At 67.9% G+C, this 2,065-nt stretch carries 2 protein-coding genes; one reads left to right on the top strand and one right to left on the bottom strand.

From position 1 onward, the window contains the following. Window positions 1-75: 75 nt before the first annotated feature. Window positions 76-1,491: a coniferyl aldehyde dehydrogenase gene (locus ACE026_RS11600; RefSeq protein WP_486039112.1), complete on the top strand. Its 1,416-nt coding sequence runs from the start codon at window positions 76-78 to the stop codon at window positions 1,489-1,491. Between the two features lie 109 nt (window positions 1,492-1,600). On the opposite strand, the gene ACE026_RS11595 is transcribed toward ACE026_RS11600, so the two are convergent. Next, entirely contained in the window at window positions 1,601-1,834 is a 234-nt protein-coding gene (locus tag ACE026_RS11595) for a hypothetical protein (protein WP_421576460.1), read from the bottom strand. Between the last annotated feature and the right edge of the window lie 231 nt (window positions 1,835-2,065).

The following is a 2,065-nucleotide window of genomic DNA, read 5'->3' as shown; positions in this document are numbered from 1 at the left end:
AGCGTGTGAGGCTGCCGGCCAGCGGCCGGCACTCCCCTGACCCGCTCTCACGCAGCCTGCCGCTATAGTCGGGCCATGAGCGATGCCCACACCGATCCCGCCGCGCTTCCCGCGATCCTGCAGACCCTGCGTACCGCCTGGCAGGCCAACCGCCCGACGCTGGAACAGCGCCGCGATGACCTGCAGCGCCTGCGCGCGGCCCTCAAGGCGCGCCTGCCGGAAATGGCCGCGGCGATCTCGGCCGACTTCGGCCACCGCTCCACCCACGAATCGCTGATCGCCGATGGCATGACCGTGCTCGGCGACATCGACCATCTGTGCGGCCATCTGCGCGGCTGGATGCGGCCGCGCCGGGTCGGTGTCGGCTGGCGGTTCTGGCCGGCGCGCGCGCAGACCCGTGCGGTACCGCTGGGCGTGGTCGCGGTGATCTCGCCGTGGAACTACCCGGTCAACCTGGCGCTGATTCCGCTGGCGACCGCGATCGCCGCCGGCAACCACGTGATCCTCAAGCCGTCCGAGCACACGCCCCGCACCAGTGCCTTCCTGCAGTCGCTGCTGGCCGACGTCTTCCCCTTGGATCGCGTGGCGGTCGTGCAGGGCAACGGAGACCTCGCCAGCGCCCTGGCCGGCTCGCCGCTGGACCACCTGGTGTTCACTGGCTCCACCACCATCGGCCGCAAGGTCATGGCGGCCGCGGCCGAGCACCTGACCCCGCTGACCCTCGAACTGGGCGGTAAATCCCCCGCCATCGTCTGCAGCGATTACCCGCTGGAGAAGGCGGCCGCGCGCCTGGCCACCGGCAAGTTCTTCAATGCCGGCCAGACCTGCATCGCGCCGGACTACGTGCTGATCGACGGCCATCGCCAGCGCGAACTGGTGCAGCAGCTGCAGACCCAGGTGCAGGCGCGCTATGGCGATTTCAGCGACGCCGCCGATTACACCCGGATCATCCACGACGGCCAGTACCAGCGCCTGCGCGGCTATCTCGATGAGGCCCGCGCGCGGGGCGTGCCGGTAATCGAACTGGCCACGGTCGATCCCGAGCGTGCCCAGCGCGAGCGGCTGATCGTGCCGACCATCGTGCTCGATCCGCCGGCCGATCTGGCGCTGATGCGCGAAGAGATTTTTGGCCCTATCCTGCCGGTCTGCGCCTATCCGGATCTGGACGCCGCCATCGCGGCGGTGCAGTCCCGTGACCGCCCGTTGGCGCTGTACGTCTTCAGTCACGAACCTACGCAGGTGGAACGGGTGCTGGCGCAGGTCGTGGCCGGCGGCATCACCGTCAACGACACGCTGCTGCATTTCGCGGTCAATGGGCTGCCGTTCGGCGGCGTTGGCCCGAGTGGCATGGGCGCGTACCACGCGCGCGCCGGTTTCGATGCGATGAGCAAGCAGCTGCCGATCCTGTGGCAGTCGCGCTGGGCCGCCAGCGATCTGCTCAAGCCGCCGTATTCGAAGATCGCCGGGATGTTGAAGGCGATGGTGCGGTGAACCTTAAATCGAACCGATGCGCTGGTGAGCCGATTACCACGTCTATTCGGCTCACGCGGCCGTGCCTAAGCATCGGGCCTGCTCGAGCTTGACGTTGAGAAAAGAACGATCAACGCCCCGGCTGTGATGATCGGCCTTCGTGGAACCACGCATAGGCCGCAGCTTCAAGATCTCCTTCCTCGGCGATCACCGAACCGTCCTCGTCCAGCAGGGTGTAGTGGCACTGGTCACCGCCCAGCGCGGCGCTGCCATCCAGCCCGAGCAGCAGGGTGTAGAGGGTGTCGGTGGTGAAGACATCGAGCATCTCCCGCAACTGCTGGGTCTGCTCGGGCGACAGGTCCATCGCGGCGATTCTTGCTGCGCACGCCGTGCCTGGAGTCCATGCCATGGCGAGGAGGTTCGCTTTCTCCGCGTACCACCTTGCTACGAAGGCATCTGCGTTCATTGAATATCTGCGCTACCGGGGGTGTGCCACAGCCTAGCGGGGGACGCAGGCGTGCGGCAAAAATCTGCGTGCCCGGACGCGAGAGGCTGCCGGCCAGCGGCCGGCACTACCTGCGCCCCCCCCCCCCCC

Source organism: Stenotrophomonas sp. AGC87 (assembly GCF_057333975.1).
This window is presented reverse-complemented; position numbering and strand designations above follow the sequence as displayed.

Bases quoted from the DNA above. Each gene is read 5' to 3' on its own strand.
- ACE026_RS11600 (WP_486039112.1), top strand. From the start codon at position 76: ATGAGCGATGCCCACACCGATCCCGCCGCGCTTCCCGCGATCCTGCAG.
- ACE026_RS11595 (WP_421576460.1), bottom strand. From the start codon at position 1,834: ATGGACCTGTCGCCCGAGCAGACCCAGCAGTTGCGGGAGATGCTCGAT.